Source organism: Halomonas heilongjiangensis (genome assembly GCF_002879645.1).
GTDB lineage: Bacteria > Pseudomonadota > Gammaproteobacteria > Pseudomonadales > Halomonadaceae > Halomonas > Halomonas heilongjiangensis.
Genome location: NZ_PNRE01000033.1, coordinates 51,430 through 71,794, shown reverse-complemented (window position 1 = coordinate 71,794; position 20,365 = coordinate 51,430). Strand labels below are relative to the sequence as shown.

The 20,365-nt window shown below is 67.8% G+C and carries 17 protein-coding genes; 6 read left to right on the top strand and 11 right to left on the bottom strand.

Features of this window, described 5'->3' with window-relative positions:
* Nucleotides 1–57 precede the first annotated feature (57 nt).
* Both C1H66_RS07140 and C1H66_RS07135 read right to left on the bottom strand, forming a co-directional pair.
* On the bottom strand, nucleotides 58–885 hold the full coding sequence (locus tag C1H66_RS07140; protein WP_102627209.1) for a cytochrome b5 domain-containing protein: 828 nt from the start codon (nucleotides 883–885) through the stop codon (nucleotides 58–60).
* The gene (locus C1H66_RS07135) at nucleotides 882–2,180 is read right to left on the bottom strand and encodes a ferredoxin reductase family protein (RefSeq protein ID WP_102627208.1); all 1,299 of its coding nucleotides are present in this window, start codon (nucleotides 2,178–2,180) and stop codon (nucleotides 882–884) included. The genes C1H66_RS07140 and C1H66_RS07135 overlap by 4 nt, the downstream gene beginning before the upstream one ends.
* 168 nt (nucleotides 2,181–2,348) lie before the next feature.
* Here C1H66_RS07135 and C1H66_RS07130 point away from each other — a divergent pair, with 168 nt between their 5' ends.
* From C1H66_RS07130 to C1H66_RS07120, 3 genes are all read left to right on the top strand, one after another.
* A complete protein-coding gene (locus tag C1H66_RS07130; RefSeq protein ID WP_240618239.1) occupies nucleotides 2,349–3,788 on the top strand; it encodes an ethylbenzene dehydrogenase-related protein in 1,440 nt (479 codons plus the stop codon).
* The gene (locus C1H66_RS07125; RefSeq protein ID WP_102627206.1) at nucleotides 3,785–4,336 is read left to right on the top strand and encodes a DUF2231 domain-containing protein; all 552 of its coding nucleotides are present in this window, start codon (nucleotides 3,785–3,787) and stop codon (nucleotides 4,334–4,336) included. Before C1H66_RS07130 ends, C1H66_RS07125 begins: the two co-directional genes overlap by 4 nt.
* 177 nt (nucleotides 4,337–4,513) lie before the next feature.
* Complete coding sequence (locus C1H66_RS07120) at nucleotides 4,514–6,538, top strand: PhoX family protein (protein ID WP_102627205.1); 2,025 nt, start codon at nucleotides 4,514–4,516, stop codon at nucleotides 6,536–6,538.
* An 87-nt stretch (nucleotides 6,539–6,625) separates the two neighbouring features.
* Here C1H66_RS07120 and C1H66_RS07115 read toward each other — a convergent pair whose 3' ends face one another.
* Both C1H66_RS07115 and purE read right to left on the bottom strand, forming a co-directional pair.
* A complete protein-coding gene (locus C1H66_RS07115; protein ID WP_102627204.1) occupies nucleotides 6,626–7,738 on the bottom strand; it encodes a 5-(carboxyamino)imidazole ribonucleotide synthase in 1,113 nt (370 codons plus the stop codon).
* 22 nt (nucleotides 7,739–7,760) lie between these two features.
* Nucleotides 7,761–8,273 (bottom strand): 5-(carboxyamino)imidazole ribonucleotide mutase, encoded by a 513-nt coding sequence (purE, locus tag C1H66_RS07110; RefSeq protein WP_102627203.1) that lies wholly within the window; start codon nucleotides 8,271–8,273, stop codon nucleotides 7,761–7,763.
* A 251-nt stretch (nucleotides 8,274–8,524) separates the two neighbouring features.
* On the opposite strand from purE, the gene C1H66_RS07105 reads away from it, so the two are divergent.
* Nucleotides 8,525–8,935 (top strand): hypothetical protein, encoded by a 411-nt coding sequence (locus C1H66_RS07105; protein ID WP_102627202.1) that lies wholly within the window; start codon nucleotides 8,525–8,527, stop codon nucleotides 8,933–8,935.
* A gap of 72 nt (nucleotides 8,936–9,007) precedes the next feature.
* Here the strand turns inward: C1H66_RS07105 and C1H66_RS07100 are convergent, their stop codons facing one another.
* From C1H66_RS07100 to C1H66_RS07085, 4 genes are all read right to left on the bottom strand, one after another.
* A complete protein-coding gene (locus C1H66_RS07100; RefSeq protein WP_102627201.1) occupies nucleotides 9,008–11,017 on the bottom strand; it encodes a TRAP transporter permease in 2,010 nt (669 codons plus the stop codon).
* Nucleotides 11,018–11,028: 11 nt separating this feature from the next.
* The gene (locus C1H66_RS07095) at nucleotides 11,029–11,637 is read right to left on the bottom strand and encodes a DUF1850 domain-containing protein (RefSeq protein ID WP_240618238.1); all 609 of its coding nucleotides are present in this window, start codon (nucleotides 11,635–11,637) and stop codon (nucleotides 11,029–11,031) included.
* Between the two features lie 28 nt (nucleotides 11,638–11,665).
* Nucleotides 11,666–12,625 carry a TAXI family TRAP transporter solute-binding subunit gene (locus C1H66_RS07090; protein ID WP_102627200.1) on the bottom strand — a complete coding sequence of 320 codons (960 nt, stop codon included), beginning with the start codon at nucleotides 12,623–12,625 and terminating at the stop codon, nucleotides 11,666–11,668.
* Between the two features lie 263 nt (nucleotides 12,626–12,888).
* A complete protein-coding gene (locus C1H66_RS07085) occupies nucleotides 12,889–14,328 on the bottom strand; it encodes an APC family permease (protein ID WP_102627199.1) in 1,440 nt (479 codons plus the stop codon).
* Nucleotides 14,329–14,736: 408 nt separating this feature from the next.
* On the opposite strand from C1H66_RS07085, the gene C1H66_RS23390 reads away from it, so the two are divergent.
* Nucleotides 14,737–15,015 (top strand): XRE family transcriptional regulator, encoded by a 279-nt coding sequence (locus C1H66_RS23390; RefSeq protein WP_102627198.1) that lies wholly within the window; start codon nucleotides 14,737–14,739, stop codon nucleotides 15,013–15,015.
* A 96-nt stretch (nucleotides 15,016–15,111) separates the two neighbouring features.
* On the opposite strand, the gene egtD is transcribed toward C1H66_RS23390, so the two are convergent.
* The gene (egtD, locus tag C1H66_RS07075) at nucleotides 15,112–16,074 is read right to left on the bottom strand and encodes an L-histidine N(alpha)-methyltransferase (RefSeq protein WP_102627197.1); all 963 of its coding nucleotides are present in this window, start codon (nucleotides 16,072–16,074) and stop codon (nucleotides 15,112–15,114) included.
* Nucleotides 16,075–16,171: 97 nt separating this feature from the next.
* On the opposite strand from egtD, the gene selD reads away from it, so the two are divergent.
* Nucleotides 16,172–18,526, top strand: coding sequence for a selenide, water dikinase SelD (gene selD, locus C1H66_RS07070; RefSeq protein ID WP_205738636.1), 2,355 nt, complete (start codon nucleotides 16,172–16,174; stop codon nucleotides 18,524–18,526).
* A 23-nt stretch (nucleotides 18,527–18,549) separates the two neighbouring features.
* On the opposite strand, the gene C1H66_RS07065 is transcribed toward selD, so the two are convergent.
* A complete protein-coding gene (locus tag C1H66_RS07065; protein WP_102627196.1) occupies nucleotides 18,550–19,713 on the bottom strand; it encodes a low temperature requirement protein A in 1,164 nt (387 codons plus the stop codon).
* Nucleotides 19,710–20,303, bottom strand: a complete 594-nt coding sequence (locus tag C1H66_RS07060) for a TMEM175 family protein (protein ID WP_102627195.1) — start codon at nucleotides 20,301–20,303, stop codon at nucleotides 19,710–19,712. The genes C1H66_RS07065 and C1H66_RS07060 overlap by 4 nt, the downstream gene beginning before the upstream one ends.
* Nucleotides 20,304–20,365: the final 62 nt, after the last annotated feature.

Below are 20,365 nucleotides of genomic sequence, written 5' to 3'. Positions count from 1 at the left end.
TCCATTACCTTTACCGCATATCCTGCCCGATGGCGAGCCTCCCCATCCTGACCCGGATCAGGGCCAGCTGTAGACACCGCGGTTGAGGCCGTCGCGAATCGCCGAGATCACCTTGGCGCCGCGCAGGGTGGCACCGCTGAAGCCGTCGATGTCGTCGACGACCCGCTCCGGCTCGTAGAGCGCGAAGATGGCGGTCACCGGCTCACCCACCAGGCGCTCGGCGATCTGCTCGTGCTGGACACGCACCGGATGCAGGTCGTCGCCCTCCGCCAGGGTCAGGTAGTCGACGTCGCGATAGGCCAGGTGGCGGTAGTCGATCGACTCGAAGCGACCATCGCGCAGGTCGAAGGTGACATTGACCTGGATAACGCCACGGTCGATGAAGACGCCGCGATAGTGCCCATCCTGGGGCAGGCCCAGCATGGCACGGTGTAGCCGCTCGTCGGCGGCGGGCGACTGCGCCCGGGACACACCATCGTCGGGGCTTTCCACGGCGGGATTCGCGGCCAGCTCCGGCTCACCGCGCTCGTCCACCAGGCGACCGATCAGGTAGTCTTCGAGCAGGGTGGCCGCCCGTGGGCTGTGGGGCACCCCGGGGCGCTTGTTATCCCAGCCCGCGGTGGACTCCCGGCCACACCATTCGAGGATCACCGCCTCGTCGGTCGGGTGCCGCGGCACGTAGTCGGTGATGTCGTAGACCCGGCCGTGAATGGCCTTCCAGCAGCTCTCGGCGTTGTCATGCTCGGCAAGTTCCTCCAGGGTGATCGGACCCAGGGCCTCATCGGCGGCGGCATCACGGTCGGCACCGGAGAGGGCGCTGACCGATACCAGGGTCAGCACGCTGGCGACGAAAGCGATGAAAGCGGTATAGGCGATCTTGTTCATAGGAAATCGAAGACCTCGCTGTGGAGTCGTGACGCCGGAATTCCCTGGTCGGCCAGCAACCGTTTCAGAAACGCATTCATGGCCGGCGGCCCGCAGAGATAGATCTCGCGCTCGGTGAAGTCGGAGCAGTGCTCGCGCAGGAAGGCCTCGGTCAAAGGGCCCAGCTCGCGGTAGAAGTGAGGCGTGACCGTGAAGCCCTCGACCCGCGCGCCGATCGCCTCGAGCTCATCCAGGTAGTAGGCGCGATCCGGCCCGTTGGCCAGGTAGACCAGGTGCACACGCCCCCCGGCGAGGCCCCGCTCGGCGATCTCGCGGGCACCGCCGACGAAGGGGGTGATGCCGATTCCGCCACCGAGCCAGAGCCGGTCACGCTCGGGGAAGCGGCGACCGTAGAACTCGCCGTAGGGCCCCTCGACCAGCACCCGGGTGCCCGGGGTCACGCCCAGCAGGGCATGGCTGGCATCGCCCAGATCCTTGATGCCGATGCGCAACCGCGCGTCCCCCGGCGCCGAGGCGATGGTGTAGGGGTGCTCCTCGCCATGTCCGGCGGTGAGGGTCTCGTCCAGCGGCGTGAGATAGACGAACTGCCCCGCCTCGTGCTCGATGCCCTTTCCTTCCGGCGCGAGCACCAGCTCCACGACACCTCGCGCCAGGGGCGTCACCGTCTCGATCCGGTAGGCGTGCCGCGCGACTCGGGGCGAGACCAGCTTGCGCCAGGCGATGGCGGCGAGCCCGGCCAGCCCCAGCAGCCACCACAGTGCCGTCTCTCCGGCCAGCAGCAGCGCGTGCCCGAGGCCCAGCACCAGCGCCGCGGCAGAGACCAGATGCAGCCGCTTCCAGCGCTGGTAATGGGGCCGGCCGAAGAAGTCGAAAGTCGGCGCCAGGAAGATCACCATGGCCAGCCACGCCAGCCAGCCGAACCAGACGGCAGCGTGGGAAAGCGGCGGGAAGAGCGTGACCACCGCCACCTCCAGCGAGAGGGACACCGCTGCCAGGCCGAGCGCCAGGGCATGGATCATCACCAGGATGAAGGCCCCGAACCCCAGCCAGTGATGCAGGTGCCACAACCGGGCCAGCCCGCCGAACCAGCGATCCATGCCCGGCAGCCGGATGCTCACCGCCGCCGCCAGCAGCAGCATGGCGAGCCCCAGGATCCCCGTGGTGCGGCCGATCCAGCCCAGCCAGGCACCGGCACCCTCGGCGCCCGGCCAGCCCAGCCGCGGCAGCGCCACCACCAGCGGCACCAGCAGGGCCACCACCAGGGCGATATCGCCCGGCTTCGGGTAGCGTCGCATCGTCCCCTCTCGTCCCACGCCTGCTGCTCATTGTTGCGGATCGGCCGGCACATTCAACCGATGTGGCGGATTGTCACGCCTGACTTGATCTGTGTCAGGTCGTTCATGCGTGCATGGTCCACACTGACACCAGGAAACATCCGCTTACCCCATGATGCAGGAGATCACATGGCGAGTCATGACAAGGGTGCCGGCCCGTGGCTGGTCCTCGGCCTGCCGATTGCCCTCGGACTGGCCTGGATCACCCAGGGCACCGGAGTGGTCGGCAACGACCTCGAGCGCAATATCCATGTCCCCGATGAACTGACCATGCCGCTGCAGGTGCAGGCCGCCTACAACGGTGACCGAATCTTCTTCCGCTACCGCTGGCCCGCCGAACGCGCCCACGTCTATCACGACATGCTGCGCTTCGAGGACGGCGAATGGATCCGTCACGGCAACTCCCGAGCCGGCCCCGATCCCGACGGCACCTATGAGGACCGGGTGGCGATGCTGGTCGACGACGGTGGCGTCCCGGACTTCGGCCGCTACGGCGGCTATATCACCGTCGGCGACCGGATGCGCTTCTTCAGCGACTCGGCCTCGCCCGCCGAGGTCATCGCCCATCCACACCTGGGCGAGCGACTCGGCCAGAGCGACGTGCGCAAGTACCTGCCGGGCACGCGGACGGACCAGCACGACTGGCGCAGCGTGGTGGATGCCGACGTCCTGGCAACCCAGCGCGAGGCCGGCTACTTCCTCGACCTCTGGCACTGGCGCGCCGGACGCTCCAACCCCATCGGCGCCTCCGATGACCAGTGGATCGGCGAGTACCGCAACAGCGACGCCGGCACCGGCCCCTACACCACCAACTGGGACGCCGACAACAACCGCCCACTCTGGATGCTCGACCCCGAGCAGACCGGCCAGCGCACCCTGCGCTGGGAGGACGTGACGTCCGGCCAGGTCGACTTCGACGGCCTCTACTACCTCTCCGAGGCCAACCGCACCGACTTCGACCCCGACCACGACTGGCAGAACGGCGACGTCATCCCGCGCCGCCTGCTGCGCGATCCCGCCGGCTCCCGCGGCGACATCGCGGTGCACGGTCAGGCCCGCTGGGAAGAGGGCCACTGGGACGTGACCCTGGTGCGCGACATGGATACCCGCAGCCCACTGGACGACAAGGCCTTCCGCGAACAGGGCGTCTACGACATCGGCATCGCCGTGTATCGCAATGCCACCGGCAGTCGCTGGCACTACGTCTCGCACCCCCATTCGCTGGGGCTCGGCCGCCACGCCGACATCCAGGCCCAACGCATCGACGGCGACTCTCCGGACTGGAGCGACGACTGGTTCGAGATGACCCTGTTCTACCCCGGGCAGGTGGACTGGCCGCTGCTGACCAGCCGCGCCCATGCCGGAGCCGACGACATCGCCGCCGGCATGCCGGTGCGGCCCCGTCACAGCGAGAAGCAGCTGGCGCTCTACGGCGTGGAGAGGGAGTTCAACGATGCCATCACCCGCCAATGGGGCCTGACGCTGATCGCCGGCCTGCTCGCCATGCTCGGCGTGACCCTCGCCCTGCTGCCCGCCTTCCGCCCGACTCGCCGAGGAGACCGCTCATGACCGGCATGCACCATATGCTCGTCCATTTCCCGGAGGCGTTCTGGGCACTGGCCACCCTGATGATCCTGGTCGGCGCCCTGCTGTCCGGCCGCCTGGCCGAGCTCAGCCGCGCCGCTCTGCTGCCGGTGCTGGTGCTCAGCCTGCTCGGCGCCCTGGCCGCCATCGTCACCGGCCTGCTGGTCTGGCCGCTGGAGGCCAACCTGGCCAGCCCGATGGTGCGCAACCATGTCCTGATGGCGCTGTGGTCGCTGGGCCTCTACACCATGCTCACCGTGCTGGTGTGGCGCGCCGGCGCGGCCGCCTTCGACGGGGGCCGGCGCTGGGTGCTGGTGATCCTGGCACTGATCGGCGGGCTGCTGTTCGCCACCACCGGCACCCTGGGGGGCCACCTGGCCGGCGCGACGACCCGGTTCTCCGAGCTGCTGCGCCTCACCGGCTGGGAGGTCTACACCACCTTCTACAGCCCGCTCTGGGTCATCGCCGTGATGGTGCTCATCGGCCTGGCCTGCGCCGTGCTGGGCATCATGACCCGGCGCCAGGCCCGCTGACGCACCGGCCGGCACGCTCCGGCTGAACGCTGAAGCCCCCAGGTGAGGGGCCTTCGGCGTTGCGGTCATCTCCCGACGCGACACCAGGCCGTCACGATATCGACTCTATTCGTTCATACCGATGTAACCCCCCCTGCCGACCATGGAGCTCCCCGTGACTTCATGTGAGGCAGGCAGATGCAACAGCCCCAGCACATCGGCAGCACCGACCCGATTCTCGCCGCCGGCGACGAGCCCGCGAGCAACACGTCGCCCAATGCCTACTTCGGCGATATCCTCGAGGCGCGCGTCAGCCGTCGGGCCCTGCTGCGCGGCAGCCTGGCCGCCGCCGTGGCCGGCGCCATGGCCACCACCCTGCCCTTCGGCGGCGCCTTCGCCGCCACCGTTAGTCGCGCCGCCGCGCCGAGCCTCGGTTTCAAGGCGATTCCGGTCAGCGCCGCCGACCGCGTGGTGGTGCCGGAAGGCTACCGGGTACAGACCTTCATTCCCTGGGGCACGCCGATCAGCGGCGACATGCCGGCCTTCTCGCTGGACGCCAGCGGCGAGGACCAGGCCCAGCAGATCGGCAGCCACCACGACGGCATGCACTTCTTCCCGATCGACGGCAGCTCCCGCGACGGCCTGCTGGTGCTCAACCACGAGTACGTGGAACCGCGCTTCCTGCACGGCGCCGCCCGGGGCCTGGCGCTCGATTCGGAGGGCTTTCCGCAGCACGAGGACGGCTCCCGCGACCCCGACCAGGTGCTCAAGGAACTCAACGCCCATGGCGTCTCCGTCGTTCGCGTGCGCCAGGGTGACGACGGCCAGTGGCAGGTGGTCGCGGACGCCCACAACCGCCGCATCACCGGCCTCACCCCCATGCGCCTCGCCGGTCCGGTGGCCGGCACCGCCCATGTGCAGACCAGGTACAGCCCCGACGGCAGCATGACCCGCGGCACCCTCAACAACTGCGCCCACGGCGTCACCCCATGGAACACCTACCTGGCCGCCGAGGAGAACTGGTCCGGCTACTTCGCCAACCAGGACACCGAGATCGACCGTCGCCAGACCCGCTACGGCATCGTCACTCGTGATACCGGCCGCTACCAGTGGCACAAGGCAACGGGCGGCGCCGACGAGACCCTGCGCTTCGATGCCAGCTCCCGCGGCGCCTCGGCCGGCGAGGACTACCGCAACGAGCCCCACGCCTTCGGCTGGATGGTCGAGATCGACCCTCACGATCCCGAGAGCACGCCGGTCAAGCGCACCCACCTGGGCCGTTTCGCCCACGAGGGCGTGATCTTCGCCCCCGCCGAGGAGGGCCAGCCGGTGGTCTGCTACTCGGGCGACGACGCCCGCTTCGAGTACATCTACAAGTTCGTCTCGGCCCGGCCCTATCAGGCCGCCAGCGCCGACGGCTCACTGCTCGACGAGGGCACGCTCTACGTGGCCAGGTTCAACGAGGACGGCAGCGGCGAGTGGCTGGCCCTGGCCCCGGGCGAGAACGGCCTGACCCCGGAGCACGGCTTCGCGGACCTGGCCGACATCCTGGTCAACACCCGCAGCGCCGCCGACCATGTCGGCGCCACCAGGATGGATCGCCCCGAGTGGGGCGCCGTGGACCCGGTCACCGGCCAGGTCTACTTCACCCTCACCAACAACACCCGCCGCGAGGCGGGCCAGGAGCACGCCGCCAACCCGCGGCCCGACAACGGCTTCGGCCATATCATCCGCTGGCAGGAGGACGGTACCCACACCGCCGAGCGCTTCGCCTGGGACCTCTTCGCACTGGCCGGCGACCAGGACGACAGCCGCGACCTGGCCGGCCAGCCCCTCGACCGGGACGCCATCTTCGCCAGCCCGGACGGCCTGTGGATCGACCCCGATCGCCGCGTCTGGATCCAGACCGACATCAGCGAGTCGGTGATGAACAACGGCATCTTTGACGTATTCGGCAACAACCAGATGCTGGCCGCCAACCCCGAGACCGGCGAGATCAAGCGCTTCCTCACCGGCCCCGTGGGCCAGGAGATCACCGGCATCACCATGACGCCCGACCAGCGCACCCTGTTCGTCAACGTCCAGCACCCCGGCGCCACCACCGGGGCCGAGGCGTTCGCCGCCGGCGACTTCGCCAGCCACTGGCCAGAGGGCGGCAGCGCCGTTCCCCGCTCCGCCACCCTGGTGATCACCCGCGAGGACGGCGGCATCATCGGCGCCTGAGCGCGACCCCGCTGCTGACCGGCAAGACGACGAAGGCCCCGCCATGGCGGGGCCTTCGTCGTCGCGTGCAGTACCGGGCAGCGCTCGCTATTCGAAACTGAAGCGCGGCTCGGGCGCCTCGGGCAGCAACGCCGCGCAGGCGCGCACCTTGGCGAGCAGCGCCTCGTGGGTCGGCGCCAGCAGGTTGACGTGGGCCAGCTTGCGGCCGGGGCGCTCGGCCTTGTCGTAGCGATGCAGGTGGGCGTCCTGCATCGTCAGGATCGCGGCCGGATCGCCCTCACGCCCGATCACGTTGACCATGCAGGTGGGCATCCGCGCCGCGGTATCGCCCAGCGGCAGGCCCTGGATGGCCCGCAGGTGATTCTCGAACTGACTGGTCACCGCCCCGTCCATGCTCCAGTGGCCGGAGTTGTGCACCCGCGGGGCCATCTCGTTGGCCAAGAGCCCGCCGTCGCGGGTCTGGAACAGCTCCAGGGTCAGCACGCCGACGTAGTCGAGCTCGTCGAGCAGCGCACGGATATAGTCGTCGGCGACCAGTTGCACGCTGTCGTCGAGATCCGGCATCGGCGCCAGGGAGTAGCGCAGGATGCCGTCGACGTGGACGTTCTCGGCCATGGGATAGAAGACCACCTCGCCATCGCGGCCGCGCACGGCGATGATCGACACCTCGCGCACGAAGTCGACGAAGGCCTCGACGATCAGCCGGGGGTGATTGATCGCGCGCCAGGCCTCGGCGGCCTCGGCGGGATCGCGGATCACCGCCTGGCCCTTGCCGTCATAGCCCTCGGTCACCGACTTGGCGACCACCGGGCAGCCCAGCTCGCGGGCGGCGGCCTCGAGCTCGTCGGCGTGCTCCACCAGCCGGTAGGCCGGGGTCGGGATGCCCAGGCGGTCGAACAGCGCCTTCTCCTCGGCACGGTTCTGACACACCCGGATCGCCTCGCTGGAGGGGTAGACGGGCTTGACCTCCTCGATGGCCTGGACCAGCGCCACCGGCAGGTGCTCGAACTCGTAGGTGACCAGGTCGACCTTGCCCAGGAAGTCGTCGAGATGGTGCTGATCCGTATACACCATGACATCGCCGATGCCCGCGCTGGGGTGGCCGGTGGTGTCGAGAAACGTGAACCGATTGGCCAACGGGTAGCCCGCCAGGGCCAGCATGCGGCCGAGCTGGCCGGCTCCCAGTACGCCGATGTTCATGTCGCTTTCTCCTCTCGCTGGCTCATTCGGCCGCGGGGCGCGGATCGGGGTTGTCGAGCACCGTGCGGGTCTGCTCGGCGCGAAAGGCCTCCACGGCGGCACGCACCGTCTCGTCCTGCAGGCCGACGATCTGGGCCGCCAACAGACCGGCATTGGTGGCGCCGGCCTTGCCGATGGCCAGGGTGCCCACGGCGATGCCGCCGGGCATCTGCACGATGGAGAGCAGCGAATCGAGGCCCTTGAGCGCCTTGGACTCCACCGGCACACCGAGTACCGGCAACGGCGTCTGGGAGGCCACCATGCCCGGCAGGTGCGCCGCCCCGCCGGCACCGGCGATGATCACCTGCAGGCCGCGCTCGGCGGCGGACTTGGCGTAGTCGAACAGCAGGTCCGGGGTGCGGTGGGCCGAGACCACGCGAGTCTCGTGGGGCACGCCGAGACGCTCGAGCATCGCCACGGCATGCTCCATGACCGGCCAGTCGGATTTCGATCCCATGATTACGCCAACCCGTGGCGCTTGGTGCGACGACTGCATGGACAACTCCCCCGGTGATGATGTCGCGACACGCAACGACGGCCCGACGCTACAAGCGTAGCCGCCCGAAAACCGCGCAGCATACCGCCTCCCGCGGGTCGTGGAAAGCCTCGCCGCCTGCCACTGTCGCTGGCGGGCGACAACGATTGCATCCTTGTTGCGCTCTGTCAGGCCGGCTATCCCTTAGTCTTGGGCAATGACACGACGCTCGTGACACCTCACGAGCCTTATCCCGGGAAGGAGACAACACCATGACGCGTTCCATGATCCTGATTGCTGCACTCGCCGGCACCCTGGCACTGGCCGGCTGTGACAGCGCCGATGAAGAGGCGATGGACACCACCGACCAGGCCACCGAGACCACGGCCGACGAGCAGTTCACCACCGCCGGCGACGACGAGGCCGAGGCGATGACCGACGACGACGCGGCCGCGAACGAGCCGGACGAGGATCTCCAGGGCTCCCAGGAGACCATGCTGCAGGAAGAGGCCGAAGCGGGCGCCGGCTCCTCCGATACCGCCGTCGACACCGAGGCCGATGCCACGGCGACCGACGAGATTCCCGAGGAGAGCGACGCCATGGACGCGGAAGACGAGCCCATGGCTGATGACGCGGACACGTCCGCCGAGGACGCAGACGCGACCGAGGACGACGACCAGTAACGGCCACATCGACGACAGCCCCCGAGGCCCGGCAGGCCATGCCTGCCGGGCCTTCTCTGTTCGAGGGCCGTGTCAGCCGTGGGCCACCGCCTCGCGCCGGCTGGCCAGCCAGTTGCCGCCCATGGCCAGCATCATCACCACCACCCCGGCCACTTCCACCATCGGGTTCGGGTAGAAGGCCGCGGCGATCGCCGGCAGCAGCACCAGGCGCAGCGGCCAGGACATCCACGTGAAGAGATACCCCTCCAGGGCCGCGGCAAAGGCCCCCAGGGCCAGGAAGCCGATGAACGCGGTCCATACCAGCACCGACAGCGGCCCGCCCGTGATGATTTCCGGGTTGTAGACCATGAAGAGCGGGATCAGGTAGAGCCCCTTGGCGAACTTCCACGCCTGGAAGCCGGTCTCCATGGGCTTGCTGCCGGCGATCGCCGCCCCGGCGAAGCCGGCCAGGGCGATCGGTGGCGTGACGTTGGAGTCCTGGGAGTACCAGAACACCACCAGGTGGGCGATCAGCAGCGGCACGCCGAACTCGGCGGTCAGTGCCGGCCCCACCAACACGATCAGCACGATGTAGCTGGCGGTGACCGGCAGGCCCATGCCCAGCACCAGGCTGGCCAACAGCACCATGACCAGGGCCAGCAGCAGGTTGCCGCCCGAGAATGCCATCATCATCGAGGAGAACTTGAGCCCCAGCCCGGTCAGGCCGACCACACCGACGATGATGCCGGCGACGGCACAGGCCATGGAAACCGCCACGGCGTTGCGCGCCCCGAGCTCGAGCCCCTCGACCAATTTGACCAGGCCGGCCAAGATCACCCGGCGAATGCTCGCCGGCGTCACCTTCTTGCCTTCACGCGGCGCCATGAACAGGAACCAGAACGTGTAGCGCAGCACCGCCACGACGACCATGGTCACCACCGCATAGAAGCCCACGCGCATCGGTGACATGTTCATCACCAGCAGCCACACCAGCACCCCCAGCGGCAGCAGGAAGTGCCAGCCGGCGCGCAGCACGTCGCGCATCTGCGGCAGCTCGCTTCGGGCCATGCCCTGCATGCCCTGCTTGAGCGCGATGATGTGCACGAAGAGGTAGACGGTCGCGAAGTACATGATCGCCGGCAGCACGCTGACCTTGACCACATCCAGGTAGGGCGTGTTGGTGTATTCGGCGATCAGGAAGGCCCCTGCCCCCATCAGCGGCGGCATGATCTGGCCACCGGTGGAGGCGGCGGCCTCGATGCCGCCGGCCTGGTGCGGCTTGTAGCCCAGGCGCTTCATCAGCGGGATGGTGAAGGCCCCCGTGGTCACCACGTTGGCGATGGCGCTACCGGAGATCGACCCCATGCCCGCCGAGGCGAGCACCGCCGCCTTGGCCGGGCCGCCGCGCTGGCGACCGGTGGCCGCGTAGGCCATGTCGATGAAGAACTTGCCGGCGCCGGTGCTCTCGAGGAAGGCCCCGAACAGCACGAAGATGAAGATATAGGTGGCCGCCACCCCCAGCGGCAGGCCGAAGATGCCCTCCTGCCCCAGGTAGAGCTGGCCGGCCACGCGATCCAGGCCGTAGCCGCGATGACTCATGATGCCGGGCATCCAGTCGGCCAGCCAGGGCAGTTCGCCCCGCGGCCCGGCGAAGGCGTAGACGATGGCCAAGGCACCGATCACGGTCATGCCCAGCCCCACCGCGCGTCGGCTCGCCTCCAGCACCGTCACGGTGGCGATGATGGCGACGCGGATATCGGTTTCGCTCCAGAAGCCGGCGCGACTGATGATCTCGTCCAGGTAGAGGACCAGGTAGCCCCCGGTGATCACCGCACCGCTGAAGAAGGCGATATCGATCAGCCAGCCGATCGGGCCGCGCTTGCGGTGGGGCCCGAATACCGGAAACATCAAAAAGGCCAGCATCATGATCAGCGCCAGGTGAATGCCGCGCTGATAGAACAGCCCCAGTGGCTGGACCCCCGCCGAGTAGAGCTGGAACAGGGACAGCCCCACCGCCACGATGGTGATCAGCCATAACACGAAGCGCGGCTGAATGGCATTGCCCCCGGGCATCGTCACGGGCGGGCTGTTGGATTCGTTCATCGGACTCCTCGTCAGACGTCGTCAGGCTTGCGTAGGGCTTCGGGCTTGATGAGGTGCAGGGTGACGCGCTCGCCGGCGGCCAGCTCGCTCAGGCTGACGCGGTGCTCGTTCCCGGCGGCCTGCCAGAGCAGGCGATGGTCGACGCTTGGCGAACCGACCCGCAACGTATAACGGTCACCGGGGACGGGCTCGTCGATATTCTCTATCCAGTAGCCGCCCCGCCCGTCGGATACCTGTTCGCCACGCCCCGGGGTATGCCCCAGGCCCGCGGCGAAGTCGGGCTGATGGCTGCGCTCCAGCACCATCCGCCCCTGTTGGTAGCGATAGCAGTCGAGTACCGGGAAGTTCCTGACCGAGTGATTCCAGCCCAGGCACCAGCGCATGCCGGGCTCGAGGGGAATCTCGACCAGGGTGTGTCCCGATGCATCGAGCACGGCCAGCTTCGCCCCGTCGATGGCGTCGGCCGCCAGGGCGCCCAGGCCGAGCCACCCGGCGATGGCGCCCGCCAGCAGGCGGCGCGGGGAGATACCTGAGGTCCGGCCACACGACGACAGGGCAGACGTCTTCGCCCCCCCTGCCATGCGCTTGCTTGCCGAGCGCGACAACGATGCGACGTTCATGCGTCACATCCCGTGTCGCGGTTCCGTATCACGGGCGCAGCTTGTCGGGAATCTCGGCGTCGACCTCTTCGTAGTAGCGGATCGCCCCGGGATGCAGCGGCACCGGCGTGGACTCCATGGTGAACTCGACGGTGGTGTCGTTGGCGGCCGGGTGCACGGCGATCAGGTCGTCGATGCGCTCATAGAGCAGCTTGGTCAGGTTATAGGCCAGCTCTTCGTCCATGTCGGCATTCACGACCAGCACGTTGGGGATGCTGATGGTCTGCACCGCCTCGTCCATGCCATCGTACATGCCGGCCTTGAGCTCGTAGGCGGCGAACACCGGTTCGTTCTCCTGGGCGTTGGCGATCTCCTCGTCGGAGAGGCCGATCAGGCGAATGTCGCGGGTGGCCGCCAGGTTGAGAATCGAGCTGGTGGGCGGACCCACGCTCCAGAAGCCGGCGTCGATGTCACCGTCGCGGATGGCGTCGGCGGTCTCGTTGAAGTTGAGGCGCTGGGGCGTGAAGTCATCGTAGCTGATGCCGTTGGCTTCCAGCAGGGCACGGGCATTGAGCTCGGTGCCGCTGCCCGGCGCCCCCACCGAGACGCGCTTTCCCTCCAGGTCGGCGAGTGACTCGATGTCGGAATCCGCCAGGGTGACGAGCTGCACGGCGTTGGGGTAGACCGACGCCAGGGCACGGGTGTTCTCGATCTGGCGCCCCTCGAAGTCGCCGCTGCCCTCATAGGCCTGCATGGCGGTATCGGCCAGCACCAGGGCCAGGTCGGCATCGCCGCGCATGATCAGGCCCATGTTCTCCACCGAGGCGCCGGTCACCTCGGCGGTAGCGTCGTAGCCTTCGAGGTGATTGTTGATGATCTCGGCGAAGCCGCCGCCGATCGGGTAGTAGACCCCACCGGTACCGCCGGTGGCGATGGAGAGCTGCTGGGCCGCGGCCAGCGGGGCCGTGGCGATCAGCGAGGCAGCGACGGCGTACTTGACGATTTGCATGGAACTCCTCCGGTCCTGGAACCAGGTTGTTGTGTGATTGTCGACGGCACCCGGGCGGGCAAGGCACCTAGTCGAAAGCTAGCACGCCCTCAGCGTGTGAGGCCAACGGCATTATTTCTACGTTTTCAGGGATTTTCGGCAATCCTCCGATGGTCGACGCGGGCTTCACTCGGCACGCTGCCCGAGGCAGAGCCGCTTGCCGTCGCCATGAACGACGCGGCCCCGACCGGGGCCGGGGCTGTCGAGTTGCGGGCGGGAAGGGCTCAGCGACCCGGGTAAGGCTCCGAACCGGCCAGCTCGCGATGCATCATCCGATCGCTGTAGTCGGTGCCGTAGCGCATGCGCGACCAGGCATAGAGCGCCAGGCCGATCAGCATCCAGCCGGCGAACATCGCCCACTCGACCGGTGCCAGCGCCGAGGGGCTGCCGGGCAGGTACATGGCGATCAGGCCCAGCGAGAGGGCCACCGAGAGGAACCCGACGAGCTTGCCGTGGCGAACGCGGAAGGGACGCGGCATGTCGGGCTCCCGGCGGCGCAGCATCACGAAGGAGAGCGCCACGAAGAGGTAGGCGATGACGATCCCCAGCCCGCCGGCCACCACCAGCCACACCAGCGCCGGACGGCCGAAGAAGGGCGCGATGCACGACAGGATGCCCATCAACAGGATGGCACTGGTGGGCGTGCGGTGCGTCGGGTGCAATCTGCCGAGGAAGGCCGGCAGCATGCCCGAGTGGGCCAGGGCATAGATGGCCCGCGAACCGCCGACATAGAAGGCGTTCCAGCTGGTGATGATCCCCGCGATACCGGCCAGGATCATCAGGTTGCCGGCCCAGGGCGCCCGGAAGACCGCCTGCATGGCATCCGGCACCGCCAGCGAGCTTGCCGCCAGGGCCTCCGGGTTGAGCATCAGCGAGGTGCCCAGGATGATGAAGGAGTACCAGAACACCGCCAGGATCACCGAGATCATCAGCACCCGGCCGATCTCGCGAAACGGCAGGTTGATCTCCTCGGCCGCCTGGGGGATCACGTCGAAGCCGACGAACATGAAGGGCACCATGATGAGCACCATCATGATGCCACCGACGACCCCCTCGCTGACATTGAACAGCGGGTCCATGGTCGCCCGCTCGCCCTCGAACAGGGCCCCGGTGATGAACATGATGCCCACCACCAGGATCAGCAGGGTCACCACCTTCTGCAGCAGCGCCGCGGTACGGATGCCGACGTAGTTGACCCACATCATCGCCACCGACCCGGCGACGCCGACGGCCACCCAGGTGGCCTTGACCTCCCAGCCGGCGATGGTCCAGAGGTGCCCCACCGCATAGTCGGGGAACAGATGCTCCACCACCGTGGGCAGGGCGACGGCCTCGAAGGCCACCACGCTCACGTACCCCAGGGTGATCGCCCAGGTGCAGAGGAAGGAGGCGAAGTGACCCATGGCCCGGTAACTGTAGACGTGCTCGCCGCCGACCTGGGGCATCGCCGAGGCCAGTTCGGCATAGGTCAACCCGACCAGCACGATGATCAGGCCGCCGATCAGGAAGGCGGTGATGGCGCCCAGGCTGCCGGCCGACTGGATCCAACTGCCGGTCAGCACGATCCAGCCCCAGCCGATCATGGCGCCGAAGGCCAGGGCCAGGACATCCTTGCGCGCCAGGACTCGCGTCAGCTGGCCCGGTGTCGAAGCGTCATTGCTCATGGTCATCCTCCCGTCGGTGGCATCTTGTAGTAGTGGGAAATCGCCCTGAAACGTCGCTAAAAATAGTGAATAACCGACAGCCTCACAAGCCATCCTTGTAAAATATCGCCAAACTTTCGTCGCAGACTCACCCGCCAACCGACCATGCCAGGCCGCAGAAACCCGCAAAAATAGCCATTTAAATACCTGTTAAAACAAAGGGATACACAAATTACACCGAGAGCAACAGGCATCGACTCGCGATTCCGTCCGGCCGGGTCGAACGTTCGATATCTTGCACAACTCCGCCACCCCCACGCCCCCGGCGCTCGCCGGTGACCCCGGCATCCAAACATCAACGAATCCACACTGGCAAAAAACGCGCGAAGCCCCCATGATGTACTCGTCGCCATCGTTATCTGGAGCATCATGAGCACGGCACGTCATACCGCCTACGCGGAACCGATCGATCCTCCGCGAAGCAGCCCTGACCTCGACGTCAGGGACCTGGAACAACGTACACGCCTCATGCGCATCATCACCCGGCTGATCGCCGTGTCCGATCTCGGCAGTCGCGAGATCGCCCGCCGCGCCGGGTTGCCGATGCAGAAGATCAGCGATCTGCTGGCCGGGCGCCTCGAGCACCTCTCGATCGACGAGTTGCGCCAGCTCCATCGCACCATCGACTCCCAGGCCTCGCCGCACTAGTCGCCGCGGTTCGCCCGCACACCGAACGTCCCGCCAGCCGGCGGGACGTTGCTGTCTGGGCGCCCCTGCCGAGGCTCCGCCTCAGCCACTCGAGAGTCAGTCACTCGAAAGATAGTGCACGCTGAACAACCCCTCGGCGTCACTCCACACCGCGCTCGACCGATAACCGGCTCGCCCGGCCAACGCCTGGAACCCCTCGCGACTGTACTTGCAGGAATTCTCGGTATGCAGCGTCTCGCCCCGGGCGAAGTCGAAGCGGTGCCCATCGACGACGAGGGCCTGGCGGCACTCACTGACCAGGTGCATCTCGATGCGGGATGCCGCCGCATCGAAGAAGGCCAGGTGCCGGAAGTTGCCGGGCTCCACCGGGGCACCCAGTTCCCGGCGCATGCGCTCCAGCAGGTTGAGGTTGAACGCCGCCGTGACGCCCGCGGCGTCGTTGTAGGCCGCCTCGAGAAGGCGCCGGTCCTTGACCAGGTCGACACCGATCAGCACGCCGCTGCCCGGGGGCAGGGCCCGGCGCAACCGGGCGAGGAAGGCCTCGGCCTCGGCCGGCGCGAAGTTGCCGATGCTCGAGCCGGGAAAGAAGGCCACCGCCCGCCGGCCCTCGACACCCGACGGCACCCGCAGCCGCTCCGAGAAATCCGCCCAGGCCGCGTGCACCTCGAGCCAGGGGTAGTCGGCCGCCAGGCGACGGGTGCTCTGCAGCAGGAAGTCGCGGGAGATATCCACCCCCAGGTAACGACTCGGGCGCATCGCCTCCAGCAACAGGCGCACCTTGCGACTGGCCCCGCTGCCCAGCTCGACCAGAAGCGACTCCGGCCCGACCAGCGCCGCGATCTCCTCGGCGGCCGCGGCCAGGATGCCCTCCTCGGTCCGGGTCAGGTAGTACTCGGGCTGGCGGCAGATGGCCTCGAAGAGCAGGGAGCCGCGGCGATCATAGAAGTACTTGGGCGAGAGACGCTTGCGCTCGAGGCTCAGTCCGGCGATCACGTCGTCGCGAAACGACGGCCCCGCCGCGTCGACATGCTGGTCATGGAAACGCACTGCACTGGACATCTGATACCCTCGCTGGCGACTGGATGGCATCCCGTCGGCGGAATCCGGCTAGACTGGGCCGACGAGATGCATGCCCCTCAAATCTAGAGCGAGCCCCATGATGCAACAACTGCAGCAACCCCTGGGGTTACAAGTGCTGCGGGATATCGTACTGATCGGCGGCGGCCACTCCCACGTCGGCGTCCTCAAGCGTTTCGCCATGCGCCCGGAACCCGGCGTCAGGCTCACCCTGATCTGCCGCGATACGCAGACCCCCTACTCGGGCATGCTGCCGGGGTATATCGCCGGGCATTACACCTACGACGAGGTGCATATCGACCTGCGCCGGCTGGCGGAGTACGCCGGGGCGCGCTTCTTCGGCGACGAGGTCGTCGGCATCGACCACGATGCCCGCCAGGTGCTCTGTCGCTCGCGCCCCCGGGTGCCCTACGACCAGCTGTCGATCAACATCGGCTCGACGCCCCGCGTGGACTCGGTGACCGGCGCCGGCGATCACGCCGTGCCGGTCAAGCCCATCCATCGCTTCAACGACCGCTGGCAGTCGCTGCTCGAGCGCGTCAAGCGCCACGCGGGCCGCACCCGGGTGGCGGTGGTCGGCGCCGGCGCCGGCGGGGTCGAACTGCTGCTGGCCATGCAGTACCGGCTGGGCAGGGAACTGGCGGCCCTGGGGCGCGACCCCGGCGAGCTGACCTTTGCCCTGTTTACGCGCGGCGAGCGGATCCTGCCCACCCACAACGCCCGCGTGCGCGCCCATTTCCTCGCCACCCTGGCCAGGCGCCGTGTCGAGGTCCATACCGCCACCGACGTCGTCGGCGTCGAGGCGGGCCGGCTGCAGGCCGCCGACGGCAGCTGGCACGCCGCCGACGAGATCGCCTGGGTCACCGATGCCGGCGGTGCCGCCTGGCTGCGCGAGACCCGCCTGGAACTCGACGACGACGGCTTCATCAGGGTCGACGACACCCTGCGCTCGCTGTCGGATCCGCGGGTCTTCGCCGCCGGCGATATCGCCCACCAGGTCAACCACCCGCGGGAGAAGGCCGGGGTCTTCGCCGTGCGCCAGGGACGCCCGCTGGCCGACAACCTGCGCGCCGCCGTGACCGGCAAGCCCCTCAAGGCCTACCGCCCCCAGGCGCAGTGGCTGGCCCTGATCAGCACCGGCGACCGGCATGCCGTGGCGTCACGCGGCGGGCTCTACCTGGCCGGCGACTGGGTGTGGCGCTGGAAGGACGCCATCGACCGGCGCTTCATGGCTAAATTCAACGACCTGCCGCCAATGGAGCAGGGTGCCATGCCGGCCCCCAGGCCCAGCCGGGTGGCGCTGGACGCGGAGGAGAACGCCCAGGCGATCTCGGCCATCGCCATGCGCTGCGGCGGCTGCGGGGCCAAGGTCGGCGCCTCGGTGCTGTCCCGGGCGCTGGCGACCCTCCAACCGGTGGACCGGGACGAGGTGCTGGTGGGCCTGCACGCCCCGGACGACGCCGCCGTGGTGCGGGTGCCGCCGGGCAAGGCCATGGTGCATACCGTGGACTTCTTCCGCGCCTTCATCGACGACCCCTATGTGTTCGGCAAGGTCGCCGCCAACCACGCCCTGGGCGACATCTTCGCCATGGGCGCCGAGGCACAGACCGCCACCGCCGTGGCCACGGTGCCCCAGGGGCTCGAGGCCAAGGTCGAGGACACCGTCTTCCAGATGATGAGCGGCGCCCTCGAGGTGCTCAACGCCGCCGACTGCGCCCTGGTCGGCGGGCACACCGGCGAGGGCACCGAGCTGGCCCTGGGCTTCGCCGTCAACGGCCTGATCGATGCCGACGGCGCGAGCGACAGCCCCACGAGAAAAGCGATCCTGACGAAAGGCGGCCTGCGCCCGGGCCAGGTGCTGATCCTGACCAAGCCCATCGGCACCGGCACCCTGTTCGCCGCCCACGCCCGGCTGGGCGCCCGGGGGCGCTGGATCGACGCGGCGCTGGCAAGCATGTGCCAGTCCAGCCGCGAGGCCGCGGCCTGCCTGCGCGAGCACGGCGCCACCGCCTGCACCGATCTCACCGGCTTCGGCCTGCTGGGCCACCTGGTCGAGATGACGCGCCCCTCGGGGGTGGATGCCGAACTCGACCTGGCGGCGCTGCCGCTGCTCGAGGGCGCCGAGGAGACCGTCGCCGCCGGCATCCTGAGCTCCCTGCAGCCTGCCAACGTCCGCCTGCGCCGGGCCATCCGCGACCAGGCGGCCTGGGTCGAGCACCCCCGCTACCCGCTGCTGTTCGACCCCCAGACCGCCGGCGGCCTGCTGGCCAGCGTGCCCGCCGAGCGCGCAGCGGCCTGCCTGGACGCCCTGCACGCGCAGGGCTACGCCCGGGCCGCCGTCATCGGCCGTATCCTCGAACCCGGCGAGACGCTGGAGCCCATCCATCTGACGGATGGCATCAAGGAGTATGGCCACAGGCGGCCGGAGCGGTAGCGCTAGGGAGGGATAACTGATGCTCAGGCTGGCTGGCTCAACACCCTCAATTCCCAGATCGCGACCACGGCCAAGGTGCCTGTCACCAGCAGAGCCAGGGTCAGCACCGGCAGCCCCGTTGCGGTCAACGCCAGCGTGGCCAGCAGCACCAGCCCTATCAGGTGGGACAGCGGAACGCGGCCCCAGGCGATGGCCTTGAACAGCAGATTACCGATCAGATAGACCGCCGGGCCGCCGATCAGCGCACTGCCCCATGTCCAGCCGGCAATGTCCTGCGGGTGGGCGAGCAGAAACTCCGCCCCCACGGCGGTCAGGATGATGCCGGCCACCAGCGGAATGTGGGCGTAGGTGTAAGCCAGTCGTCCCAGCGCGCCGGGATTGTCCGATGCTTCGATCAGTTTGGCAGCGCGTTGATGGCCGAAGCGGAAATAGATCCACCACAGCAAGATGGTGGTGAAAAATGCCGTGGTGAAAGCCAGAAAGACCGTGGGTGACGGCTCCAGTTTGGTCATGGTATTGCCCGTCACCAGTATCGTTTCGCCCAGACAGATAATGATAAACAGGGCGCAGCGCTCGGCCATGTGCGCGCCGGAAATCTCCCAGTCGCGTCCGGTGGAGCGGCCCAGTCCCGGCACCCAAAAGCCGGCGGCGGCGGAGAGGTACTCGATGCCCAGGGCAATGGCCCAGAGCAGCAGGCGATTATCGCCCTCGGCCAGTGCCCCGGCCACCCAAAACACCCCGGCCAGCGCCAGCCAGCTGGTGATGCGAATAAAGTTGCGGTAATTGCGTTCATCCACGCCGCGCAGCAGACACATGACTATCGCCGAGCGCCCCACCTGCATGGCTGCGAAGGCGATGCCGAATATCAGGCCGCGCTCGCCAAAGGCTTCGGGTATCGAGGTGGAGAGCAAAAGGCCGATCAGCATCAGGCCCAGAAACAGGCAGCGGCCAATCCAGTGCTCGGGGTTCAGCCAGTTGGCCACCCAGGTGGTATAGACCCAGACCCACCAGATCGCCAGCACCAGCATGATGCCTTCGAGAAAACCGCGCGGAGAATAGTGGGCCGCCAGGGTATGGGACAGTTGGATGATGGTGAAGACGAACACCAGATCGAAAAACAGCTCGACAAAGGACACATGGCCATCACCGGCGCTACCGCGCTGGCGAAACAGATGGACAGTGCTCATGCGTCGGTTTCCTGATGATCGTGCAGTGCGCGTGCGATGCGCGGGTCGGGAACGAACCACAACATGGCCACGGCCGCATAAAGCAACCAGGAAAATACCGGCTGCAGGAACGCCAAACCGATACCAGCGGCGTAAAGGCCCATCGAGGTTTTTCTCTTCCAGTCGGCGCGAAAGGCATGGCGCAGAGGGTGGTCATGGGCGTGCTGAGCCAGAATGCGTGTTTGCAGGTAGAAGTAGGCCAGCGCCGCCATCAGCAAGACCACACCATAAATAGCGCTGGGCACCGGCGCGAAGGGATGGCTGCCCACCCAGCGAGTGGTAAAGGGAATCAGCGACAGCCAGAACAGCAGGTGCATATTGCCCCACATGACCGCCGGGGTGAGCTTTCGGCAGGCCGATAGCAGATAACTGTGGTTGTTCCAGTAAATCGCGATATAGATAAAGCTGAGGGCGAAGCTCAGCAACACCGGCCACAGGGCCAGAAGGTCCGATAGCCGATCACCGCTGGTGACCGTAATATCGAACACCATTACGGTGATGATAATGGCCAGCAGGCCATCGGTCAGGGCCTCAACACGTCCGGTATTCATCTCAGTTTGAATTCGCTCGTTGTCTGCGTCACTACTGGCCTCCTTCAGCGACCTTGAATACC

Excerpts from the sequence above, each read along its gene's own strand:
- C1H66_RS07090 (WP_102627200.1), bottom strand. The coding sequence starts at position 12,625 with ATGCAAATCGTCAAGTACGCCGTCGCTGCCTCGCTGATCGCCACGGCC.
- C1H66_RS23390 (WP_102627198.1), top strand. The coding sequence starts at position 14,737 with ATGAGCACGGCACGTCATACCGCCTACGCGGAACCGATCGATCCTCCG.
- C1H66_RS07125 (WP_102627206.1), top strand. The coding sequence starts at position 3,785 with ATGACCGGCATGCACCATATGCTCGTCCATTTCCCGGAGGCGTTCTGG.
- C1H66_RS07115 (WP_102627204.1), bottom strand. The coding sequence starts at position 7,738 with ATGAACATCGGCGTACTGGGAGCCGGCCAGCTCGGCCGCATGCTGGCC.
- C1H66_RS07065 (WP_102627196.1), bottom strand. The coding sequence starts at position 19,713 with ATGAGCACTGTCCATCTGTTTCGCCAGCGCGGTAGCGCCGGTGATGGC.
- C1H66_RS07105 (WP_102627202.1), top strand. The coding sequence starts at position 8,525 with ATGACGCGTTCCATGATCCTGATTGCTGCACTCGCCGGCACCCTGGCA.
- C1H66_RS07135 (WP_102627208.1), bottom strand. The coding sequence starts at position 2,180 with ATGCGACGCTACCCGAAGCCGGGCGATATCGCCCTGGTGGTGGCCCTG.
- C1H66_RS07140 (WP_102627209.1), bottom strand. The coding sequence starts at position 885 with ATGAACAAGATCGCCTATACCGCTTTCATCGCTTTCGTCGCCAGCGTG.
- C1H66_RS07060 (WP_102627195.1), bottom strand. The coding sequence starts at position 20,303 with ATGAATACCGGACGTGTTGAGGCCCTGACCGATGGCCTGCTGGCCATT.
- C1H66_RS07100 (WP_102627201.1), bottom strand. The coding sequence starts at position 11,017 with ATGAACGAATCCAACAGCCCGCCCGTGACGATGCCCGGGGGCAATGCC.
- C1H66_RS07120 (WP_102627205.1), top strand. The coding sequence starts at position 4,514 with ATGCAACAGCCCCAGCACATCGGCAGCACCGACCCGATTCTCGCCGCC.
- C1H66_RS07085 (WP_102627199.1), bottom strand. The coding sequence starts at position 14,328 with ATGAGCAATGACGCTTCGACACCGGGCCAGCTGACGCGAGTCCTGGCG.
- C1H66_RS07130 (WP_240618239.1), top strand. The coding sequence starts at position 2,349 with ATGGCGAGTCATGACAAGGGTGCCGGCCCGTGGCTGGTCCTCGGCCTG.
- purE (WP_102627203.1), bottom strand. The coding sequence starts at position 8,273 with ATGCAGTCGTCGCACCAAGCGCCACGGGTTGGCGTAATCATGGGATCG.
- C1H66_RS07095 (WP_240618238.1), bottom strand. The coding sequence starts at position 11,637 with ATGAACGTCGCATCGTTGTCGCGCTCGGCAAGCAAGCGCATGGCAGGG.
- selD (WP_205738636.1), top strand. The coding sequence starts at position 16,172 with ATGATGCAACAACTGCAGCAACCCCTGGGGTTACAAGTGCTGCGGGAT.
- egtD (WP_102627197.1), bottom strand. The coding sequence starts at position 16,074 with ATGTCCAGTGCAGTGCGTTTCCATGACCAGCATGTCGACGCGGCGGGG.